Annotated in this window: 18 protein-coding genes; 16 read left to right on the top strand and 2 right to left on the bottom strand. The window is 37.2% G+C overall.

The window, feature by feature from the left end; genetic code table 11:
* Window positions 1-66: 66 nt before the first annotated feature.
* The 11 genes from EO122_RS03540 to trmFO all read left to right on the top strand — a co-directional run bounded on the left by EO122_RS03540 (window position 67) and on the right by trmFO (window position 11007).
* Window positions 67-609, top strand: a complete 543-nt coding sequence (locus tag EO122_RS03540) for an SMI1/KNR4 family protein (RefSeq protein ID WP_206168505.1) — start codon at window positions 67-69, stop codon at window positions 607-609.
* Between the two features lie 26 nt (window positions 610-635).
* The gene (locus EO122_RS03535; protein ID WP_127009403.1) at window positions 636-1247 is read left to right on the top strand and encodes a hypothetical protein; all 612 of its coding nucleotides are present in this window, start codon (window positions 636-638) and stop codon (window positions 1245-1247) included.
* Window positions 1248-1317: 70 nt separating this feature from the next.
* The gene (locus EO122_RS03530) at window positions 1318-1551 is read left to right on the top strand and encodes a hypothetical protein (RefSeq protein ID WP_206168504.1); all 234 of its coding nucleotides are present in this window, start codon (window positions 1318-1320) and stop codon (window positions 1549-1551) included.
* A 178-nt stretch (window positions 1552-1729) separates the two neighbouring features.
* A complete protein-coding gene (gene rplS, locus EO122_RS03525) occupies window positions 1730-2071 on the top strand; it encodes a 50S ribosomal protein L19 (RefSeq protein ID WP_062402893.1) in 342 nt (113 codons plus the stop codon).
* A 229-nt stretch (window positions 2072-2300) separates the two neighbouring features.
* A complete protein-coding gene (gene ylqF, locus EO122_RS03520) occupies window positions 2301-3194 on the top strand; it encodes a ribosome biogenesis GTPase YlqF (RefSeq protein WP_127009401.1) in 894 nt (297 codons plus the stop codon).
* The gene (locus EO122_RS03515) at window positions 3181-3984 is read left to right on the top strand and encodes a ribonuclease HII (RefSeq protein WP_371413182.1); all 804 of its coding nucleotides are present in this window, start codon (window positions 3181-3183) and stop codon (window positions 3982-3984) included. The genes ylqF and EO122_RS03515 overlap by 14 nt, the downstream gene beginning before the upstream one ends.
* Before the next feature lie 367 nt (window positions 3985-4351).
* A complete protein-coding gene (locus EO122_RS03510; RefSeq protein WP_127009399.1) occupies window positions 4352-4708 on the top strand; it encodes a YraN family protein in 357 nt (118 codons plus the stop codon).
* A 17-nt stretch (window positions 4709-4725) separates the two neighbouring features.
* The gene (locus EO122_RS03505) at window positions 4726-6321 is read left to right on the top strand and encodes a YifB family Mg chelatase-like AAA ATPase (protein WP_127009398.1); all 1596 of its coding nucleotides are present in this window, start codon (window positions 4726-4728) and stop codon (window positions 6319-6321) included.
* A 1-nt stretch (window position 6322) separates the two neighbouring features.
* Window positions 6323-7426, top strand: coding sequence for a DNA-processing protein DprA (gene dprA, locus EO122_RS03500; protein WP_127009397.1), 1104 nt, complete (start codon window positions 6323-6325; stop codon window positions 7424-7426).
* Window positions 7427-7441: 15 nt separating this feature from the next.
* Window positions 7442-9691: a type I DNA topoisomerase gene (gene topA / locus EO122_RS03495; RefSeq protein WP_371413181.1), complete on the top strand. Its 2250-nt coding sequence runs from the start codon at window positions 7442-7444 to the stop codon at window positions 9689-9691.
* Window positions 9688-11007, top strand: coding sequence for a methylenetetrahydrofolate--tRNA-(uracil(54)-C(5))-methyltransferase (FADH(2)-oxidizing) TrmFO (gene trmFO, locus EO122_RS03490; protein WP_127009396.1), 1320 nt, complete (start codon window positions 9688-9690; stop codon window positions 11005-11007). Before topA ends, trmFO begins: the two co-directional genes overlap by 4 nt.
* A 49-nt stretch (window positions 11008-11056) precedes the next feature.
* On the opposite strand, the gene lgt is transcribed toward trmFO, so the two are convergent.
* Complete coding sequence (gene lgt / locus EO122_RS03485; protein WP_127009395.1) at window positions 11057-11869, bottom strand: prolipoprotein diacylglyceryl transferase; 813 nt, start codon at window positions 11867-11869, stop codon at window positions 11057-11059.
* Window positions 11870-12455: 586 nt separating this feature from the next.
* Between lgt and EO122_RS03480 the strand changes: the two genes are divergently transcribed.
* The 3 genes from EO122_RS03480 to EO122_RS03470 all read left to right on the top strand — a co-directional run bounded on the left by EO122_RS03480 (window position 12456) and on the right by EO122_RS03470 (window position 16860).
* Window positions 12456-13811 carry a glycosyl hydrolase family 18 protein gene (locus EO122_RS03480; protein ID WP_164725950.1) on the top strand — a complete coding sequence of 452 codons (1356 nt, stop codon included), beginning with the start codon at window positions 12456-12458 and terminating at the stop codon, window positions 13809-13811.
* A gap of 87 nt (window positions 13812-13898) precedes the next feature.
* On the top strand, window positions 13899-16367 hold the full coding sequence (gene leuS, locus EO122_RS03475; RefSeq protein WP_127009393.1) for a leucine--tRNA ligase: 2469 nt from the start codon (window positions 13899-13901) through the stop codon (window positions 16365-16367).
* Window positions 16368-16380: 13 nt separating this feature from the next.
* The gene (locus EO122_RS03470; RefSeq protein ID WP_127009392.1) at window positions 16381-16860 is read left to right on the top strand and encodes a dCMP deaminase family protein; all 480 of its coding nucleotides are present in this window, start codon (window positions 16381-16383) and stop codon (window positions 16858-16860) included.
* A 139-nt stretch (window positions 16861-16999) separates the two neighbouring features.
* Here EO122_RS03470 and EO122_RS03465 read toward each other — a convergent pair whose 3' ends face one another.
* On the bottom strand, window positions 17000-17512 hold the full coding sequence (locus EO122_RS03465; RefSeq protein WP_126937283.1) for an S-adenosylmethionine decarboxylase family protein: 513 nt from the start codon (window positions 17510-17512) through the stop codon (window positions 17000-17002).
* A gap of 208 nt (window positions 17513-17720) precedes the next feature.
* Between EO122_RS03465 and EO122_RS03460 the strand changes: the two genes are divergently transcribed.
* Together EO122_RS03460 and EO122_RS03455 are read left to right on the top strand one after the other, a co-directional pair.
* A complete protein-coding gene (locus tag EO122_RS03460) occupies window positions 17721-20537 on the top strand; it encodes an FAD-binding and (Fe-S)-binding domain-containing protein (RefSeq protein ID WP_127009391.1) in 2817 nt (938 codons plus the stop codon).
* Window positions 20538-20733: 196 nt separating this feature from the next.
* Window positions 20734-21645, top strand: a complete 912-nt coding sequence (locus tag EO122_RS03455; RefSeq protein WP_127009390.1) for a suppressor of fused domain protein — start codon at window positions 20734-20736, stop codon at window positions 21643-21645.
* Window positions 21646-21740 lie beyond the last annotated feature (95 nt).

Raw genomic sequence — 21740 nt, 5'->3', positions numbered from 1 at the left:
ATCTGATCGTCAAAGAAGCAACTATTGTTGGATAGGTATATATGTATTAAGCAACGGAGGGAGAGCATGGAAGAAGAGGGACTAACAATGTTTGAAAATAGTGATTTAAAGGATTTTTGGAATAGTCATGAATACTATACCGAAAACTATGTAGAAGAACCATTAACTGATGAAATAATAGCATTTTATGAAAATAAATTAGGGCTCAAATTGCCTCAGTCTTATATTCAACTTATGAAAATACAAAATGGTGGTGCTCCAAAAAAAGAATACTGGTTTAATGAATATGCTAAAAGAAATGAGGTAAACACAATTGGGCTTGCTGGATTTTTTGGAATAGGGGGTAAGAAGCGCAACTCTTTATTTGGAAAATTTGGAAATGAATTTTGGTTTAAGGAATGGGAATATCCACGAGATATAGGTATTATTATTGCAGATACAGAATCTGGTGGACATGACATGATCTATTTAGATTATCGTGAATGTGGAAAAGATGGAGAACCCAAAGTATCCGTTTGTTTTCAGGAATATGATTATGAAGTTCAAGTCCTTGCAAATAATTTTGAAGAATTTATAGGAATGCTAATATCAGAGGAAGAGCTTGAATAAAATGTAAAATATTAAAAGAGGGAGTCATGAGTGAAAATATTCCATTCAAGATCAAGAAAAAAATAAATGATATTCGATTACTTCAAGTAGAGATTAAAAACTGGAAAATGAAAACGGAAATAGAAGTAGTTAATATTCTTAAGTTATTTGAAAAAACACCTAGAGATGAAATGTCATTATACTATTCTCCGTATTTTAAAGATGACAAATTTGCTGAGGAACTTTTACAGATAGCACTTAATTATTCAGATAATGAAAAAATACTATTGAATATCATATCTATTTTGGGAAATATGATACTAAGATACCAACTTGAAGAAAGCACTGAAATTTATAAATTTATTTTATCAAATGCTTATAAAAAAGGACTTGCAGGCTATGTTTCTATCTATTTACCGCGTTTAAAACATTTTAAATATTACCCTGATAAATGGAAATACTTTATGAGTATGCAAAAAATGACACCAAAAAAAATTGCACATCAAAATTTGGTCCATATTATTAATCAAAATATCCAAAATGTCCCTGAAGAATACAAAAAAGAAGTAATTTCTTTTTTACAAACAAAACATGATTTAGCTAATAATGATGGTGGCAAGAAATTGTATTTAGATATGATAAAAAAGATCAAAAACTAAAATATAGAGCTAACATCTTGCCGAATTCCAGTTTTAAGAGGAGTAAATAAGATTGAAAAAATGCAAACAAATGACATGGCAATATGAAATTACAGGTATAGAAGGGAATGCAATTCTGTTTGATACAAATATTTTTGAGTATGACTGGCATGAAACAGGGGAATACGTATCAGTAACGGATCCGCTATATCATCAGAGTTGTAGGTTTCCTATTTATGTTGTGTATATTAACGATGAACTTCATAAATTTGCTGCCGGTGAATTTAGTAATAATGTATGGGGATTTTATTTACCTAAGTACTAAAGTGATAATTCCAGTTGATTGGTAGATGGAAACAAATTTGAATTAAGTGCTTCAAATTTTATAATTTCCCTCTTGCATAAAAACTTTCATTTATGATAGAATAATACTGTTAATTTGAGATGGTCCTCTGCTTATAAGGTGTAAGTAATGAACGTCTGCAAAATAGGAGGAAAAAATCGTGAATATTATTGATGTATTAGAAAAAGAACAGCTTCGCTCTGACATTCCTGAGTTCCGCGCTGGTGATACTGTAAAAGTACACGTAAAAGTTGTGGAAGGTAGCCGTGAGCGTATTCAGGTTTTCGAAGGTTTGGTAATCAACCGTCAAGGTGGTTCCGTTCGTGAAACTTTCACAGTTCGTCGTATCGCTTCTGGCGTTGGTGTTGAACGTGTATTCCCACTTCACAGCCCACGTCTAGCAAAAATCGAAGTAACTCGTCGCGGTATCGTTCGTCGTGCTAAATTGTACTACTTACGTAGCCTTACTGGTAAAGCTGCTCGTATTCGCGAAAAACGCTAATTTAAAAGGGTTAGCCATGAGACGTAAGTCTATGGCTAACCTTTTTTTATTTCCTATTGCAATAACCATACATTTTGATGTCTATTACAAATCTTGTCATAGTGCTAGGTACATACTTTCACAGAAATGATGTAATTTGATAGTAGTGCCATGATAGATATAAGAATTGCATGGGAATAGACTGATTAAAATAATTGTATAATACAAATAATAGACGAATAGGTGAAGTATGAGTCAAGAAATTTTTCCAGTCGTGCAGTGGTTCCCAGGCCATATGGCAAAAGCCACTCGCATGATTACGGAACATAAAAAGAAAGTTGATGTGGTTATCGAATTACTAGATGCACGCATTCCTCGCAGTAGTGCCAACCCTGTGATCCGAGAATTGATCGGGGATAAACCACATGTAGTGATTTTAAATAAATGTGATTTGGCAAATCCGAAAGCTACAAAGGAATGGATTGAATTTTTCAAAAATGAAGGTATTCATGCCATTGCTATTGATTCTAAAAATGGCAAAGGAAATAAGCAACTCGTGAAAACCGTAGAATCCTTAGCACAGCCCATCATCGATAGATGGCTAAAAAAAGGAATCAAAGGTCGTACAGTACGTACTATGATTCTAGGGATACCCAATGTAGGTAAATCTACATTAATTAATAAATTGGCTGGTTCTGCTGCGACAAGAACTGCTAATAAACCGGGTCATACTCGGGGTCAACAATGGGTGAAAGTAGGTAAAAATCTAGAATTATTAGATACGCCAGGTGTATTATGGCCTAAGTTTGAAGACCAACGAGCAGCAGCTCGGTTAGCGATGACAGGAGCTATTTCCGACGATGTGTATGATTTAGATTCTGTTATCAAGCAGTTGTTGGCATATTTAGAAGAGCATGAACCGACATTATTGCATGAGCGTTATAAATTGACGGAAGAAGAGCGTACATCCGTAGATACCATGTTAGAGGCTATTGGTCGTCGTCGTGGTTGTTTGGTAAGCGGTGGCGTCGTGGATTATGACAAGGTGCGCCGTGTGATTTTGACGGATTACAGAAATAACAAATTGGGATACATTACCTTTGATGGCGTCGATGAGGAGCCGTACTATGTTGACGAAGAGTGAGTTTCACGATTTAAAAGTAAAAGAAATTAAAGACCTATTGCAAGGAGAATGTCCCTTTGACTATGTACAATGGGCATTGGAGGATTCCCGTGAATCTGTGAAGAACGCTGCTGGTGTGTATTTGCGAAAGCAAAAAAAAGTGCTAGAAGAGCAACAACGGTTAGAAGCTATGTACGCCTATGAAGATAGTTTCTATGAAGAAGGAAAATTCTTAGTAGCGGGTGTAGATGAAGTGGGCAGAGGTCCTATTGCAGGTCCTGTCACAGTAGCCGCTGTTATTTTGCCGCCTCATTGCAAGCTAGTAGGATTAAATGATTCTAAAAAACTGACTCCGGAAAAGCGTGATGCCTTATTTGATCAAATTATGGAGGTAGCAGTAGCTGTACACTGCGTGTCTTATGAGGCAGAGAAGATCGATACACTGAACATATATGAGGCTACACGACAAGCCATGTACGAAGCTATACGCAATTTGCCTGTACAAGCAGAAGCTGTGCTATCTGATGCCATGAAATTACCAGATTTAGAGGTACCAGTAGAATCTCTGATTAAAGGAGATTCTAAAAGTGCGTCTATTGCGGCGGCATCCATTATAGCAAAGGTAACACGGGACCGCTTCATGGAATCTATGGATGAAGAATATCCAGGATTTGGATTTGCTATCCATAAAGGGTATTATACAGATGTGCATAAGCAGGCTATTAAAGAATTAGGGATTACTCCCTTGCATAGACATAGTTTTGAACCTATCAAATCCATTGTAGCAGGTAAACCAGTGGAAGATATATAGACATGAGTAAAACTAAATAGATATATACAAAGCATTCTTATAGATCGACTTTATAAGGGTGCTTTTTGTATTACATAAGAAATATTGGGATTAGTCTACCACTCATTTTGACCTATAACTCTTTTTTGCCCTATAACTCCTTTTTGTCCTATACCCCTAATCTTATCCTATAATCAAAACAAGAACTGATTAGCGATAAGTAAAGCTGCCTATTCCTGAATATTATATTTTTTCATTCAATTTATAACCTCATATTTAAATATATCAATAGATTATAACGCTCTTAGTGCTACACACTCTTAACAGTGTAGTATGTGATGTTTACATTCTTTCAAAATGAAAGTAAGGTAGAACTAAGGAGGTAATTATGAATCATATAGAATTAGGGCGCTATGGGGAAACGCTAGCGGCAAAGTATTTAGACAAGCATGGTTACCAAGTGTTGGAGAGAAACTTACGATACCGTTTTGGGGAAGTTGATATCATTGCTATGCAAGATGCAGGGCTGATTGTGGTGGAAGTGAAAACAAGAAGAAGTAGGACGTATGGTATGCCTTGTGAGGCTGTAAATTGGAAAAAGAAACAACATATACGGAGCGTTATTTCTATGTTTTTAGCTACTCGTGACATTCATTATGAATACATTCGTTTTGATGTTATAGAGGTGTATGTACCACAGGATGGAGAACTACAAATACGGCATATGAAAGGATGTAAGCTATAGGAGATAGGAGGAGTATCATGTATGCAAAAACCTATGGAGTTTGTATAAATGGCATAGATGGATATGTTGTGACCGTTGAAGTAGATATTAGCCCAGGCTTACCTAGTTTTGATATTGTTGGGCTACCAGCTACATCTGTAAAAGAAGCAAAAGAGCGAGTTCGGTCTGCCATAAAGAATGGTGGGTTTGAGTTTCCTATGAAACGAATTGTGGTCAATCTAGCGCCTGCTCATATTCGGAAAGATGGATCTTCCTTAGACTTAGCTATTGCGATGGGCATTTTAAGAGCACAAGAAGAAGGCAAATCTAAGAAAAGAGGATCTGTTGCTGATTCTCAACATGTATTTATAGGGGAGCTTTCATTAGACGGTTCGCTACAGCCGGTAATCGGTATGTTATCTATGGTGATGAGTGTATCAAATCCTACATTTCACAAGGTAGAAGCCATGCAGAGTATATCTAATGTTCAAGATATAATTGTTCCAAAAGAGAATCGTGATGAAGCAAAAGCTGGCGCTTCATTGCCAGTCTTAGGGATGAGTACATTAGCTCAAGTTGTAGAGATCGTGCAACATCCAGAGAGTATAGAAACTTATATGGTCCCTACTTCAGAAGTAGATGAAAATGTATTACATAAAGAAGAAATGGCTGATGAAATATTGGACTTACGAGATGTAAAAGGGCAGGCGATGGGGAAACGTGCTCTCGCAATTGCAGCAGCGGGTGGACATCATCTATTGATGACAGGCCCCCCAGGATCTGGAAAAACGATGTTAGCGAAACGGTTACCCTATTTATTACCCCCTTTATCTCGAGAAGAGCAGTTAGAAGTTAGTCGAATCTATAGTGTTATGGGATTATTAACACGTGGTCGTTTAATGGAGCAACGCCCTTTTAGGAGCCCTCATCATACAAGCACCCTCGTCGCGATGGCTGGTGGTGGTCAATTGCCGCGACCAGGGGAGATAACACTAGCACATAAGGGAGTTCTATTTTTAGATGAAGCACCTGAATTTCGACGACCTGTCATAGAAGTTCTACGACAGCCTTTAGAGGAACGTCAGGTTCATATTGCTAGAATCGGCATGGCTACTACCTATCCAAGTGATTGTATTGTTGTGATGGCTATGAATCCTTGCCCTTGTGGTTGGTTTGGCACCAATGAAGATCATCAATGTACATGTACGGCCACACAGATCCAACGCTATCAACGAGCCTTATCGGGTCCTATTTTAGATCGGATGGATTTAATCGTTCCCATCGAAAGACCTACATTAACAGATATACATGGGCCTAAAGATACTATGACCACGTCATATATTCGTGAATGTGTCATTCGAGCTAGGGAGATTCAAATGAAACGCTATAAAGGAACTAACATCCAGGTCAATGCTCATATGAGTCATGGTGATATAGAAAAATTCGGAGCACTTTCAGAGAAAGGAAAAGAGTTATTAGACGCCGCATTTACTACATTGCATTTAAGTCTACGTAGTTATGATCGAATCATTAAGGTAGCTAGAACCATTGCTGATTTAGAAACATCAGATTACATTGAACCTCATCATATTGCTGAGGCCTTGAGTTATCGTCAAGTTCAGGAGGGATTGTAATATGAAAGAGGAAATCTATGCTAGCGCATTACAACATGTGAATGGATTGGGTAACGCCAGCTTAGGCCATTTGTTAACCTATTATCAAAGTGCAAAAGAAGCATGGCATCATGTGATTCATCATAGTGTTGATCCATCTTTAGGTTGTACCTACGAATTATACGATGAAAATCATAGGCCGATTGATGAAACTTATTTACAACAATTAGAAGAAGACTTAGAACGATATCATATACAGGTTATTACTAGAGAATCACCTATGTATCCTCCATCTTTGTTAGAAATCTACCATAGTCCCATGGTGCTTTATGGAAGAGGTAATATCGAAGTATTACAATCTATGGAGCGATCTATAGCGATGGTAGGGGCTAGAAAATGCTCTACCTATGGTATACAAGTAGCACGATATTTTGGTAGATCCTTATCAAATCTTGGTGTAATTATTGTTAGCGGTGGAGCTATGGGGATTGATCGGGCCAGTCACGAAGGCGCATTACAGGGTCAGACTCCAACGGTGGCTGTTATGGGATGTGGTCTCAATGTAGTGTATCCAAGGAGTAATCGCTCGTTATTTTTAGAGATTTTAGATAATGAGGGACTGTTATTATCAGAATATGGACCACATATACAAGCTAAGGCGCATCATTTTCCTCTGCGTAATCGAATTATTAGTGGTATGACAAGAGGCACTATTGTGGTGGAAGCAAAGGCAAGCAGTGGATCTCTCATTACCGCAGATATGGCCATTAATGAAGGTAGAGATGTATTTACTATACCAGGAAATGTATTGACGCATACCTGTGATGGTAACCACTGGTTAATCCAGCAAGGTGCTACTGTTTTAACAGATCCTGAACAAGTCATGCATGAATATGGTTGGCAAAAGGTCACAAAGTATAGTAACATGGAGAGTAGCAAAGAATGTCACATGAATGAGGAAGAACAAGTTATATTGTCTTCTATGAATCCAAGGGGTGTCACCACGATTGAGGAATTGATAGGAAGCACAGGGTACACTTTATCTTCTCTTCATGGTTTGTTGTTACAATTAGAGCTCAAAAAGTTGATTATGCATACCGCTCAAGGGTATGTCATTCAAGTTTAGAGGAGGAAATGATTCTTGGCCATTACTAGATCCTTTGTGACGGGAACGAAACAAAAAGATAAAGAGACAACTACAGATGCAAAACAGCGTACAAAAGTACCAGAGCCTAGACCTTTGGTGATGCGTCCTGAGCCTATCACGATGGAGGCTACAAGAACTTATAATGATGAAGGTAAAACGTTGATCATTGTGGAGTCACCTGCGAAGTCAAATACGATTGAAAAATTTCTTGGTGAAGACTATGTGGTCAAAGCAAGTATGGGGCATTTGCGAGATTTACCGAAGATGCAGATGGGTGTTTCCATTGGAAATGGCTTCTTACCACGCTATTTAAATGTACCAGGTAGAAAAGCAGTGATCGAAGACTTGCGTAAAGAAGCAGATAAAGCAAAAGCTATCTACTTGGCCACTGACCCTGACCGTGAAGGAGAGGCTATATCGTGGCATTTGGCCCATATTTTAAATATGGATGGAACCACGCCATGTCGTGTTACTTTTAATGAGATTACTAAACATGCTATTCAAGAGGCAATGGAACATCCTAGACCTATTGATATGCATATGGTTGATGCACAACAAGCGCGTCGTGTGTTAGATAGAATCGTAGGATATAAATTAAGCCCGTTATTGTGGAAAAAAATTTGCAAAGGTCTTAGTGCTGGTCGAGTACAATCTGTAGCAGTGCGGATTATTTGTGATCGTGAACGAGAAATACAGGCCTTTGTACCAGAAGAATATTGGACCATAGAAGGTCAGTATAAGACAAATACCAAAGAGACCTTTGATGTAGTAGTGACGCACAAAGGGGAAGATAAATTAAGTATCTCTAATGAAGAAGAAAGCACTGCAGTTTTAGAAGATATTCGCGATAGAAAGGCGACTGTTCGAACTATAGAAACACGTCAGCGTAGTAGAAAAGCGCCAGCCCCTTTTACGACATCCACGATGCAACAAGATGGTGTGCGTAAACTAAATATGAATGCTAAGCGTGTGATGGCAGCGGCGCAACATTTGTATGAAGGTAAAGAAATTGGTGGCTATGGTCATGTGGGATTGATTACTTATATGCGTACGGACTCCACAAGGATTTCAAAGGATATGCAAGTGGCAGCTAAATCCTATATTCTCAAAACATTTGGGCCAGATTTTTACCCATCAAAACCGAATACTTTTGGTACAAAAGCTAATGCACAAGATGCGCATGAAGCTATTCGTCCTACTATGTTAGAACTACCACCAAAAGCGGTAGCTACCTATTTAACTAGTGATGAGCTAAAACTGTATACATTGATTTGGAATCGTTTTTTAGCCAGCCAAATGGCACCACAAAAAAGTGAAACGGTAACTGTACAATTTGAAATAGATGACTATACATTAAAAACGACGGGGAGTCGTGTATTATTTGTGGGGTTCACAGAGGTCTATGAGGACACTAAAAAAGAAGAGGACCGTATGTTGCCGTATTTTGCAGAGGGAGACATAGTGGAGCCTATTTCTATGGATGGACTTCAACATTTTACACAACCACCAAGTCGATATTCAGAGGCGGGCCTTATTAAAGTGTTGGAGGAACAAGGTATTGGACGTCCAAGTACATATGCAGCCACAATTGACACAATCTTAAAACGAAATTATGTGGAGCGTAAGGATAAACAGTTTGTACCTACAGAGTTAGGATTTGCTGTGGTAGAGTTTTTAACCTCTCATTTTGGAGAGTTCATTAATACAAAATTTACGGCTTCTATGGAAGAAGATTTAGACCATATTGCACAAGGCACTAATTTTTATGAAGCTGTTATTCATAAATTTTACGAAGGATTTGAAAAAGAGTTATATGAGGCTGAGTCTGCTGAAAAAATACAAATTGAGGCAGAAAAAAGTGGTATTCTTTGTGAAAAATGTGGCCATGACATGGTATATAAACTAGGCCCATATGGTAAATATTTGGCATGCTCAAACTATCCTAATTGCCGAAATATTAAATCCATTACAGTTAGCACAGGCGTCATGTGCCCTAAGTGTAAACAACATGAGATTTTAGAGCGTAAATCAAAACGTGGTCGTCTGTTTTATGGGTGTGAAGGGTACCCAGACTGTGACTTTACGATGTGGGATAAACCAATCAATGCAACCTGCCCCGTTTGTGGTAGCTTAATGGCTGAAAAAGTCTATAAAAATGGTACAACGAAACAGTTTTGTTCTAATGCAGACTGCGAAACTAGACCAAAACGTAAATCTAGAACAAAGAAAGAAGATAAAGAATGAATGAATATGTAACTATTATTGGAGCTGGCCTTGCTGGATCAGAGGCGGCTTATCAACTGGTTAAACGAGGGATTCCAGTACATTTATATGAAATGCGTCCTAACGTTTCTTCACCGGCGCATCATACCGATCAATTTGCAGAGCTAGTGTGTTCTAATTCACTTCGTGCGAATACGATTGAAAATGCAGTGGGTCTTTTGAAAGAAGAAATGCGTCGTCTAGACTCCTTGATTATGGAATCTGCTGATGTAACGCAAGTGCCTGCAGGTGGTGCTTTAGCGGTAGATCGTCATGCATTTAGTGAAAGAATTACAAAGCGGATTAAAGAGCATCCTTTGATCACTGTATTTCATGAAGAGGTGACAGAGATTCCACCAGAAGGGATTGTCATCTTTGCCAGTGGTCCATTAACATCTGAAGCTTTAGGGGCTAAAATCAAAGCCTTAACAGGATCAAAGGATTTTTATTTCTATGATGCTGCAGCACCGATAGTTACAGCTGAGTCATTGAATTATGACAAAGTATTTGCTGCATCCCGATATGATAAAGGTGATGCAGACTATCTGAACTGTCCTATGACAAAGGAAGAATATGATGCTTTTTATGAAGCCTTAACTACAGCTGATGTGGTGCAACCAAAAGACTTTGAAAAAGAAATCTATTTTGAAGGCTGTATGCCGGTTGAAATTATGGCATCCCGTGGAGTAGATACATTGCGATATGGACCATTAAAACCAGTAGGACTTGTAGATCCTCGGAACAACATTGAGTGGCATGCAGTGGTACAATTACGTAAAGAAAATAAGGAAGCTACTATGTATAATTTAGTGGGCTTTCAAACCCATTTAAAATGGGGAGAGCAAAAGAGGGTCTTCCAAATGATTCCAGGGCTAGAAAATGCAGAGTTCATTCGTTATGGCGTGATGCATCGTAATACGTATATCAATTCTCCTGAATTACTGAACCACGCATTCCAATTGAAGTCGGATACTCGTTTGTTCTTTGCTGGTCAAATGACAGGCGTAGAAGGATATTTAGAATCAGCGGCAGCAGGTATGATGGCAGCCATTCAAGTAGCTCGTATGCTTCGTGGAAAAGAGTTTGTTACGTTCCCTAAAACAACAGCATTAGGTGGATTAAGCCACTATATTAGTGCCTATGAAGGATCAAATTTCCAACCTATGAATATAAATTTTGGTATTATGGAACCTTGGGGTGCGAAAGTACGTAAGAAAAAAGAAAAGAATGCATTGATTGCGCAACGTGCGTTAGAAGAATTAGATGCATTAATTATAGCAGAAGACGTATTGTCTTAGATAAGAAAAAGAGGAAAGGTGTTGTTATATACATCCTTTCCTCTTTTTCTTATTTTTGTTTTTTGCCTTTCACTGTAGGGAATACATGTGTATCTGTTGTTCCTTTATAGTGTAGATATAGCCAGATCCCAAATGATATAGCCATTACAATTAAACTAGTGACCTGAGCAGATTTAAATCCCAAGGTTAAGTTTACATAGTCACCACGTAAGAATTCTAGGAAGAAGCGCAACCCAGAATATAAGAAGGCATATAAGCAAAAGATTTGACCTTTTTTATGAGGGAACACATTTGCTAATAGTAAAATGACAAATATAATGATGTCGATTTGACCTTCCCAAATTTCTGCTGGCCATAAAGGTTGGTTTCCATAGGTGCGATAGGCTAGAGTAGTTTCTGGATAAATAATGCCATAATTACCACCGGTTGGGTGTCCAAAGGCATCTCCATTCATTAGATTGGCCATACGCCCAACAGATTGACCAACCATGAGTGCTGGAGCAAATAGATCAGCGAATGCCCAAGGATCTACATTGTGTTTTTTTAAATAATAGATACCTGCAATAGCACCTAATAGAACTCCACCTTGGATAGCCATACCACCTTGCCATACATATGGAATTTCTGATATATGATTATGGTAGTATCCCCAATCGAAGAAGAATACATCCCATAAGCGAGCACCAATGATTCCGGCAATAGCAACAGTAATAGTAAAGTCAACCATGTGTTTTTCCCAACCACGGCCATCTTTTTTCATGATGAAATAGCCCACAATGGCAGCACTAATAATACCTAATGCCAATAATAGACCATAGGCGCGAATAGGAAACTCTCCTATAAAGAATAAATATTGATGCATACATCCTCCTTTTATATTTCATGTCATAGTATTACAATATATCCTACCATTGTAGTGTATCATAAAATGCCTGTAATTACGATAGAAGACTCTATGTTTATAATGATTATATTGATAGTTTTATAATAAAGTTGTGGATATTTTAGATATAGTGTTTCTATCTATGGTATAATATATTAGTTATCCAGTTTGGAAATTATACATACTTGCGGCTTTATGGATGCAATTTACGATATTCTTATTGTGATACTCCCTATAGCTATGAAGGGAATGAGTACACCCCTATGTCTGTAGAAGTTGTGGCAGATCGGATTTGAGACCTAGGGAATCCGCTTGTTACAATTACAGGAGGGGAGTCTTTATTACAGCAGACAGAAGTGTTTGAGTTAATTGCACGGCTAGGAAATGAGTACGATTACAAAATACGGCAAATTTATGGAAGCCAATACATTTAATGAGTTTATAATTAGTTAAAGAATAACGGTGTAGATGCATACGGAATGGTATGCTGATAGGAGCTATTATGAAACATGTACAGTGTATAAAAAGTGTCATATTAAGTATATCTCTTTGGACTATAGTTGGAATGTATCATCAAGTAGAAGCAATGATTCATATTCCTTACGGACAAGCTTCACGCGAAACTGTACAAGTAGGAACAGATGTTAAGGATGTACAATATAAGGGACCTATGTTGCATGTTCCTGCAAGACAAGAGATAACATTGCCGATTACGATAGTATTTGATCCTTTTGTATCTGAACCTAAGTATGAAGATAAGTATGTACAGTCTGGCACATCCATTATCTCGCCTAGTTGGTTTGAATTGGATCTAAAAGGATTAAAAGCAAGTTCTAAGTTATCCTATGAATATGTCAAAGAATACACGAACAAAGGATATCGAGTATGGCCCTTAATTACAAATCAGTTTAATCCTGACTTGACAAGTAAAATATTAAAAAATGAATCTCTATGGGAACGGTATAAGCAAGGGCTTGTGAATTATGCTGTTGAATATGGATATGATGGGTACAATTTTGACTTTGAAAATATCCATTATAAAGATAAAGCGCAGATGGCAAAGTTTGTTGATTTTCTGGCCAAAGGATTACGTAATAATAATTTATATTCATCCATTGATATTACAGGATATTCAGACAGTGAGAATTGGTCTAAGTCCTATGATCGTAAAAGCTACGCGGACTCCGTAGATTATGTGATACTCATGGCCTATGATGAAACTTGGGCATCCAGTGATAAGGCAGGGCCAGTAGCATCCTATCCATGGGTTCGAAACCATGCAGAAACAGTATTGTCGGAAGTACCTAACTCAAAACTTATCTTAGGGGTGCCATTTTACATGAGAGAATGGACGATTCCGGTAAAAGGTTCTTGGCAAGGAAAAGCTAAAGGTAAAACTTTGGCTATGACGAAAGCATTAGCATTAGAAGAAACTTTTAAAGAGGCAATACGTTGGGATGATAGTCTAAAAGCTAATTATGTAACTTTCACTAATATGAATGGGACATATGGTATATACGATGAAACAAAACCATATGAAGGGTCAATTACTAAAATTTGGTTTGAAGATCCTCAATCATTAAGTTATAAAATGTCAATCGTGAATGATCTTAATTTAGCTGGTGTAGCCGCTTGGAGGAAAGGATTTGAATCACCAGAAGCATGGCCGGTTATTAGTTATGCGTTAGATAGCGTGTATCACAAAGATGGTGTGAAACAGATTGAACCTAGTACTTCGGAAAAGCTAGAAAAACAAGAAACAAAGACAAAAGCATCTAAAAGTAAGAAAGATAAAAAAGATAAGAAAAAAGACAAGAAACAAAAAGATAAGCAAGAAGATGTAAAGGATAGCACAGGAACACGTTCTACGACGATTGTAAAAGATGGTAAAGAAGTAGTATTAACATTTAAAAGGAAATAAGCTGTGGCTTATAAAAAGTCTTTGCATATTAGGCGATAATTGGAGTATACTTAAATGTAATAAATCATACGAATGAGGAGGCATAGCATGTACGAGAAATACGTGGCACAAGATATTGAAAAGAAATGGCAAACATATTGGGAAGAATCAGGTGTTTTTAAAACGGAATATGATCCTAGTAAAGAAAAATACTATGTGTTAGAGATGTTCCCTTATCCATCTGGCAATTTACATATGGGACATGTGCGTAATTATTCGATTGGTGATGTGGTAGCGCGTTTCAAAAAAATGCGTGGTTTTAATGTATTACATCCAATGGGATGGGATGCATTTGGTATGCCTGCGGAAAATGCAGCGATTAAACATGGTGTATCTCCAAAAGATTGGACATTAGATAATATTGCCAACATGACACGTCAACAAAAAGAATTGGGTTTATCTTATGATTGGGGCCGTGAAGTTGCGACGTGTAAAGAAGATTACTATCGCTGGACACAATGGTTATTCCAACAATTTTATAAACAAGGGTTAGCCTATAAAAAAGAAGCCAAAGTAAACTGGTGTGAACACGATCATACAGTATTAGCGAATGAACAAGTTATCGATGGTAAATGCTGGCGCTGTGATAATGATGTGGTGAAAAAGGACTTGAAACAATGGTTCTTAAAAATCACTGATTATGCAGATCGTTTGCTAGAAGATTTAGACACATTAGACCAATGGCCAGATCGCGTAAAAGCAATGCAACGCAACTGGATTGGTCGTAGTGAAGGTACGCAATTTGCATTCCATGTGCCTAAAATTGATAAATCATTTGAAGTGTACACAACGCGAGTAGATACTTTATTTGGTGTATCCTATGTGGTGTTGGCACCTGAGCATCCATATGTAAAAGAATTGATCCAGGATGCTGCTAATAAAGCAGAGTTAGAATCGTTTATTGAAACATTGCGCAATCAAAGTGATATTGAGCGTACATCTACAGAAGCTGAAAAAGTAGGTATGTTCACAGGCTCTTATGCGACACATCCTATCACTGGCAAAGAAGTGCCAATTTGGATTGCTAACTATGTATTAGCAGATTATGGCACAGGTGCTGTCATGGGTGTTCCTGCACATGATGAAAGAGACTATGCCTTTGCAAAAAAATATGACTTACCGATCAATTGGGTGATACAAAACAGTGCTCAAGATTTAGATTTTGCCTCTTTAGATACAGCATTTACAGAAGATGGTGTATTGGTGAACTCTGGTGACTTCAGTGGTAAAACTTCTGAAGAAGCTCGTCAAGCATTAGGTGATTATTTCACTGAACAGGGCACAGGTCGTAAAACTGTAAACTTCCGCCTGCGTGATTGGTTGATTTCTCGCCAACGTTATTGGGGTTGTCCAATTCCTGTGGTATATTGTGACAAATGTGGAGAACAATTAGTCCCAGAAGATCAATTGCCAGTAAAACTTCCAGAAGACGTATCCTTTGATGGTGGTGCTATTTCTCCATTGGCAACATCGGAAAGTTTCTTACATACTACCTGCCCATGTTGTGGAGGTCCTGCTCGTCGTGAAATTGATACAATGGATACATTTATTGATTCTTCTTGGTATTTCTTACGCTATGCAGATGCACGTAATGATAAAGAAGTATTCAATAAAGAAATTGCTAAATATTGGATGAATGTTGACCAATATATTGGTGGTATTGAACACGCTATCTTGCATTTATTATATGCTCGTTTCTTTGTCAAAGTATTACATGACATTGGTTTAGTAGAAGTGGACGAACCATTCAAAGCTTTATTAACACAAGGCATGGTGTTAAAAGAAGGCTCTAAGATGTCTAAATCTAAAGGCAATGTAGTATCTCCAGAAGAAATCATTGCGAAATATGGTGCCGATACAGCTCGTTTATTTATTTTATTCGCAGCACCAGTAGATCGTGACCTTGATTGGAGTGACCAAGGCGTAGAAGGTTCCTATCGTTTCTTAGGTCGTGTATGGCGTATCATCGATACATATCAACAATTAGGTGCGGCTGGTCATCATGATAGCTTATCCAAAGACGAAACAGCATTACGCCGTGAATTACATCGTGCTATCAAAAAAGTAACAGAAGACTTAGATGGTAAATTCAATTTTAATACAGCCATCAGCACTGTTATGGAGTTGGTAAATGCTATGTACCAATTTAAAGATAGTCATGACACAGTACAAAGCGATTTAGCAAAAGAATTAGTTGAAAAATTAACATTATTGTTAGCGCCATTTGTACCACATATTACAGAAGAAATTTGGCATGAATGTGGATTTGAAGGTTCTGTTCATGCGGCTTCTTGGCCTACTTATGAAGAATCTGCACTTGTAGTAGATGAAGTAGAAGTCGCTGTCCAAGTGAATGGTAAAGTGCGTGATAAATTGACTGTATCAGTATCTGTATCTAAAGAAGAATTAGAAGCAGCAGCGAAAGCATTACCACGTGTACAAGAATTTACAGAAGGTAAAACTGTTGTAAAAGTCATTGTAGTACCTAAAAAATTAATTAATATTGTCGTAAAATAAGTCGAGGTTCCCCATGGAAAAGCGCAAGGACTATATTAGTTGGGATGAATACTTTATGGGCGTTGCTATGCTTGCAGGGCAGCGTTCCAAAGATCCCAATACACAAGTTGGGGCTTGTATTGTTAGCGATGATAATAAAATTTTATCTATCGGTTACAACGGTATGCCTTTAGGTTGTGATGATGATGAGTTTTCTTGGAATCGTAATCGTGAAGAAGACAATAAATACTTTTATATTGTTCATAGTGAACTGAATGCGATTTTAAATTATCGAGGCGGTTCTTTAGAAGGCAGCAAAATCTATGTCACCTTGTTCCCTTGTAATGAATGTGCAAAAGCTATCATTCAAAGTGGTATTAAAGAAGTCATTTATTGGCGCGATGATTACAAGGATACTCGGGAAGTGCAAGCATCAAAACGGTTATTTCAAACTGCCGGTGTTACTATTACTGCCTATGAGCCAAGTGGTAGACACTTATCATTGCAGCTATAATTGAATAGTCTAATCACATATTATAAGGCTGAATCTAGATAGAATATATTTAGACTCAGCCTTTTATCTATCAATTTTATAATACCGAACAAAATAACGGCTAGTTTCCATGAGTAACTAGCCGTTTCTATGTTCGATATTATTTTTTTGTACCCATCACTTTTTTTAGAGCATTTACTCCTTTGCTAGTGATGTTCTTACCTGTTTTTGTCAAGCGAGTTCGAGTACGTGTTACTCGCCCCATAGTAGTTAATGAAGATTGTTTACGAGGTTTCATATCTCGTTCATTGCCAAAGTCACCACGACGAATACTAGTAGCTTTTACTTTTTCAGATCCTACAGAGCGTTGTAGTTCTTTCATAATAACTTTTGTTTCTACAGATCGTTCAAATGTATAAATATCTGCTGCTACATAACCAATTTGTGGATAGGCATGAAGAATGACATGGCAGTGGTGAGATACTGCAACTAAGAAAATTTCGTCATCTAAAATTTGGCAGTTAATTTCTTCTACTCTTTGATTTGTAATAGCCAGGGCATTCACAATGGCTTCTTGTAAAATAGCGGGAGATTCTATTTTTTCGTCAATGCATGAATATAAATCGATTAATACATGTTCCCCTAATACGTGCATTTTGTCACCTACTTTCATTTCCTTATCTATTATATAAGAAAAAAATAATTTTGTAAATTTATTATGATTTTTGGTAATAGCAATAATTATAAAAAATTATTAAAGATTTTACTTAGTATTAAATATATGATAAGCTATAGATATAACATAGTGTTCTATGATTTTTTGAACAAGTGGTTCAATATTGTGAAGATTGATACATGCAGTAATGCTAGGAGGTCCTATTATGAAAGCACCGTTACGTTACGATTTTTCCTCATTTGCTACTGAGGCAGCTACGATTTGTCCTGACAGAGTATTTACAGACTTCTTACACCGCTATGCCTATGGTGTCGATGCGTCTTGTTATTCCTATGTGCCAGAAGTTGTGGTGAAAGCAAACAATGAAGCAGAAGTGGTTCGTTTATTAGAATTGGCGAATCGATATGGTACACCAGTTACATTTAGAGCAGCAGGAACTTCTTTATCTGGTCAAGCATCCAGTGATAATGTATTAATTGTTGCAAACGATGGATTTAAACAGATGGAAGTTCTTGATGGTGGCAAAGCGTTGCGCTGTGACTGCGGTGTTATTGGCTCTGATGCAAATGAAAAATTACTTCCTTACGGTCGTAAAATTGGTCCCGATCCAGCTACTATTGCCAGTGCATTAGTAGGTGGTATTTTCAACAATAATTCCTCTGGTATGTGCTGTGGTACCGTAGAAAACTCTTATCAAACAGTGAAATCTGTTCGTGTGGTACTAGTGGATGGCACTATTTTAGATACCAGCGACCCAGCTAGTGTGAAATCCTTCTTAACATCTCGTGCAGATCTTGTGAAAGGTTTATTAGATCTTCGCCAATGGATTTTTGATGACCCTGAATTAGTGGAATTAATCCAACGCAAATTTAAAATTAAAAATACAACAGGCTATTCCATTAATACCTTAGTTGACTTTGAAGATATCGTAGATATTTTAAACCACATCTTCATCGGTTCTGAAGGTACATTAGGCTTTGTATCCGAAGTGGTGTATAACACAGTAGAAGACAAAAAATTCAAAGCCTGCGGTCTTGTATTCTACAAAGAATTATCCGATGCATCTCGTGCGGTTGTTACCTTAGCTAACATGGGTCGTAAATACGTTGTATCTGCGGAAATGATGGATTACCTTAGCTTGAAGAGTGTACAAAACCTTGAGCAAGTGCCTGATTTCGTACGTGGGGTACCTGAGGGAACTAGCTGTATTTTGTTCCAATCTGAAAGTAATAATGAACAAGAATTAGCTGAACAAGTAGAATATATTAAAAATCAATTAAAAGATATTCCAACTATTATTCCGAGCTTGTATTCCACAGATCCAGCAGAATATAATTCTTGGTGGTATATCCGTAAAGGCTTGTTACCAATCGCCGCTGGCCAACGTAAATCGGGCTCTACAGTTATTACCGAAGACGTATGCTTTAAAATCGAAGACTTCGTAAAAGGTATTGAAATGATCACTGAATTGTTCCATACCTATGACTTTATGGATAATGGTATCATCTTCGGTCATGCGTTAAGTGGTAACGTACACTTTATCATCACTCCAGATTTGAACGATCCTAGAGAACGAGATAATTTCAGTGGACTAGTGAAAGAAATGGCTGAACGCGTGGCAGCCCTTGAAGGTAGTATCAAAGCGGAACACGGTACTGGTCGTATGGTGGCTCCATTCGTAGAATTAGAGTGGGGTGTGAAAGCATACCAAGTAAATCGCCGCATCAAAGAATTATTTGACCCTAATTATTTAATCAACCCTGATGTTATCATTACAGATGACCCAGATGTATATAAAAAGAACCTAAAAGCGATGGTAGCTATCGATCCATTGTTCAATATGTGTATTGAATGTGGATTCTGTGAGAAAAACTGTCCATCTAAAAATATTACATTGACCCCTCGTCAACGTATCTCATTAGTTCGTGAAGAAACTCGTTTGCGTCAAGAAGGTAAACATGCAGAAGCAGATGCATTGGCAGAAGGTTATCAATATTATGGTGTCGATACATGTGCGGCATGTTCTATGTGTTCTATGTTATGTCCACTAGGTATTGATACAGCACAAATTGCTTTATCTGTTCGTAAAGTGACTGCAAAAGGTCATGGTATTGCAGAAGCCATTTATGATAACTTCCCAGCAACTTTGGCAGCAGCTCGTATGGGGGTTACATTAGGTGGTGCAGCTGGTAAAGTTCTGACTCAAAAATTAATTTCTAAGATTACTAAAGGAGCTCATGAATTAACTGGAATTACTCCATATGCACCTACTACATTGCCAAAAGCTAATCGTCATACATTAAAAAATCAACGTAATACAGTAGGTAATGATAATGTAGTTTACTTCAGTACATGTGCTAACCGAGCATTTAAACCAAATCAAGGTCAAAAAGATACTCGTAGTTTACAACAAGTTATGGAAAACTTATGTAAAAAGGCTAATTACAATGTCATTTATCCACCTCATATTGAAAACTTATGCTGTGGATTAAGCTTTGAAAATTATGAAGATATTGATAAACGCGCATTGCGTGATTTAGAGAATGCTTTGTTAGAAGCAAGCTGTGGTGGTGTGTATCCAGTGGTTATTGATCATTCTGCTTGTTTCTCACATGCCTTAAAACATATTAAATCGGTAACAATTTTGGATGTTTCTGAATTCTTATATACACATATTGTGCCACGATTAGACATTGTGAAATGTAAAGAACGTGTCATTGTTCACAAACAATGTAAAATTAAAAAAGTAGGTAAAGAAAAATACATTGAACTCATTGCTCGTGCATGTACAGATCAAGTATTCAATATTAAATCCTTTGCATGCTGTGGCTTTGCAGGGCAAAAAGGTTTCTTTACACCGGAATTGAACCATTCCGCTACACGTGATTTAGGGGATGAAGTAAAAGAATACGGAGCAACTCTAGGAGTAAGTTCTAGCTCCACATGTGAAATTGGTTTAGGAGAGCGTGCTGGTATACCTTTCATTGGCATTGCGTACCTGTTAGATGCATGTTCTAAATAATTGATACGATACAATAGAATAGTTATTCATGAAAGGCAGTTCCTATGGGACTGCTTTTCTCTATGTCATTATGAAAGTCATGGAAGAACTATTGATACAACGAATAGTAGGATTAAAAGATATCATGGGAAATGAGATAATGGTTTGATATAATATATATATCTGATTTTTTGTCAGTATAGAAAAAGGAGATACAATGAAAGTATGTAAAAAGGTGTTACTATTAATAGCTGTGATAGGACAAATCTTCTTTGGAGCTCTTGCTATGAATGGTGTAGCAGATAATGAGGTGACGGGTATCACTGGAACTAGTAATATGGAGGAAGGAATAAGTTACTATGCTGGTACTACAATTCCTTATGATATAAGGTACCCTTGGTACGATTTTAATTTGGATAAACCAAACAGTAAATTTGCTAATATTGCACCTAAAAAAGCCAGTGAGTCCAATGAGTCTTCTCCTGCTATAGAAACGCACCGCTATGGGATGGATGCTATAGAAAATGAAGTAAAACGTATACACCCCTCTGTGTGGAGTGTAAGATACTACACACCGAAAGTACCATGGGAATCTGGCGGAACAGAACCTTTAGAGAAAATTAGTATACATAAAGAAGAAGATTATTTTCACTTCATTACATATGGATTAACAGAATTGCATGATAAAGAGAGTAAAGACCAAACAAAAAGTGGATTTGGTATGGAATTGACCTTCAAATTAAAGAAAAGAGAATATAAAGATCAAGCTGAGGAACAAAAAGAACTGCTTAATATAGCTTTGCTTTTGCAGAAGTTTGCAAAATATATTATACAAGAAAATAGTATAGTAAAGCCTTATGAAGATACTTATTTAGTGGAAGGTATGTACTCAAAGAAAAATGTCGGTATAGATATTGCAGGTACATCTAACATTGTTGCATTTATTACAGTTCCAGATAAAGACTTACAATCTCTTGAAACACCCTATGGTCGTGTGGACTTCATTGCACTGATTGGTATTACAAAAAAAGAGTTACAAGCGCTTAGGAACCGAAAGATTACTGAAAAAGAATTGTATGAAAAACTTGGCACTGATGTGACAAGTTATAATCGAAAGTCAGTGATATAGTTACTCTGAATGGCAACGTGTAAGGGTATAATACATTTGTGACAAAAAAATAAAAAAATAAGAAGGCTCTCTGTTATAATGAAAGTTGCTAAACC

Origin of the sequence: Veillonella sp. CHU110 (genome assembly GCF_003992255.1) — a bacterium.
Classification (GTDB): Bacteria; Bacillota; Negativicutes; order Veillonellales; family Veillonellaceae; genus F0422.
This window is presented reverse-complemented; position numbering and strand designations above follow the sequence as displayed.

What these genes read in the sequence shown, in the direction of transcription:
- EO122_RS03540 (WP_206168505.1), top strand. Translation starts at nt 67, where the DNA reads ATGGAAGAAGAGGGACTAACAATGTTTGAAAATAGTGATTTAAAGGAT.
- EO122_RS03535 (WP_127009403.1), top strand. Translation starts at nt 636, where the DNA reads ATGAGTGAAAATATTCCATTCAAGATCAAGAAAAAAATAAATGATATT.
- EO122_RS03530 (WP_206168504.1), top strand. Translation starts at nt 1,318, where the DNA reads ATGACATGGCAATATGAAATTACAGGTATAGAAGGGAATGCAATTCTG.
- ylqF (WP_127009401.1), top strand. Translation starts at nt 2,301, where the DNA reads ATGAGTCAAGAAATTTTTCCAGTCGTGCAGTGGTTCCCAGGCCATATG.
- EO122_RS03510 (WP_127009399.1), top strand. Translation starts at nt 4,352, where the DNA reads ATGAATCATATAGAATTAGGGCGCTATGGGGAAACGCTAGCGGCAAAG.
- EO122_RS03505 (WP_127009398.1), top strand. Translation starts at nt 4,726, where the DNA reads ATGTATGCAAAAACCTATGGAGTTTGTATAAATGGCATAGATGGATAT.
- dprA (WP_127009397.1), top strand. Translation starts at nt 6,323, where the DNA reads ATGAAAGAGGAAATCTATGCTAGCGCATTACAACATGTGAATGGATTG.
- trmFO (WP_127009396.1), top strand. Translation starts at nt 9,688, where the DNA reads ATGAATGAATATGTAACTATTATTGGAGCTGGCCTTGCTGGATCAGAG.
- lgt (WP_127009395.1), bottom strand. Translation starts at nt 11,869, where the DNA reads ATGCATCAATATTTATTCTTTATAGGAGAGTTTCCTATTCGCGCCTAT.
- EO122_RS03480 (WP_164725950.1), top strand. Translation starts at nt 12,456, where the DNA reads ATGTATCATCAAGTAGAAGCAATGATTCATATTCCTTACGGACAAGCT.
- leuS (WP_127009393.1), top strand. Translation starts at nt 13,899, where the DNA reads ATGTACGAGAAATACGTGGCACAAGATATTGAAAAGAAATGGCAAACA.
- EO122_RS03470 (WP_127009392.1), top strand. Translation starts at nt 16,381, where the DNA reads ATGGAAAAGCGCAAGGACTATATTAGTTGGGATGAATACTTTATGGGC.
- EO122_RS03465 (WP_126937283.1), bottom strand. Translation starts at nt 17,512, where the DNA reads ATGAAAGTAGGTGACAAAATGCACGTATTAGGGGAACATGTATTAATC.
- EO122_RS03460 (WP_127009391.1), top strand. Translation starts at nt 17,721, where the DNA reads ATGAAAGCACCGTTACGTTACGATTTTTCCTCATTTGCTACTGAGGCA.
- EO122_RS03455 (WP_127009390.1), top strand. Translation starts at nt 20,734, where the DNA reads ATGAAAGTATGTAAAAAGGTGTTACTATTAATAGCTGTGATAGGACAA.